We start from the raw sequence: 560 nt of genomic DNA on the forward strand, positions 1-560 counted from the left end.
ACGATTGCGTTCAGCCGCGCCGTTAGGCGTCGGCTGGAACTGCGGGTTAGGCCCCATCGCTCGCCTCGTGCGATCGATAGTGGCCCCTACGATTTCCCATGAGTCGCTGGTGCGAAGCAGTTCCATCGCCTTGGCTGTGGCCCGTTTCACCGCATGCTCACTGCCGCCAACAGAGTCCCATCTGAAATCGATCAACTGTATCGCGCAGCCGCGAAATGGGCAGTGGTCCTGTGGGTTGAAGAGCGTGGAGACTATGGCCTCTGCAATGGAGTCGTGGATGCGTCGCGTGTAGTCTGCGTCGAACTCGGAGGGCCACAAGACTGCCGTAGCGAAGGAGAGTTCTTCAGCCGGATCGACCTGAAATTTCACGTACGCATAGCTGGAAGGATGTCCGAAGCGGCCCTTGAACTCGTGTTCAACCTCTATGGGTACGCATAGCCGCCGGAAGTTGCCGGACGTCTTCTGACGTACCCAGTTGTCGAGGAGATCGGCTTGGCGCATCGACCTGGAGCCTAACGATTGCGTTCAGCCGCGCCGTTAGGCGTCGGCTGGAACTGCGG

Annotated in this window: 1 protein-coding gene; it reads right to left on the reverse strand. The window is 59.6% G+C overall.

Annotation, left to right across the window (positions count from 1 at the left end; genetic code table 11):
* Positions 1–501 (reverse strand): hypothetical protein (locus B0W88_RS33370; protein ID WP_144007165.1); only part of this gene is annotated, 501 nt, incomplete at its 3' end.
* Positions 502–560 lie beyond the last annotated feature (59 nt).

This window comes from Pelomonas sp. KK5 (genome assembly GCF_001984095.1).
Taxonomy (GTDB): domain Bacteria; phylum Pseudomonadota; class Gammaproteobacteria; order Burkholderiales; family Burkholderiaceae_C; genus KK5.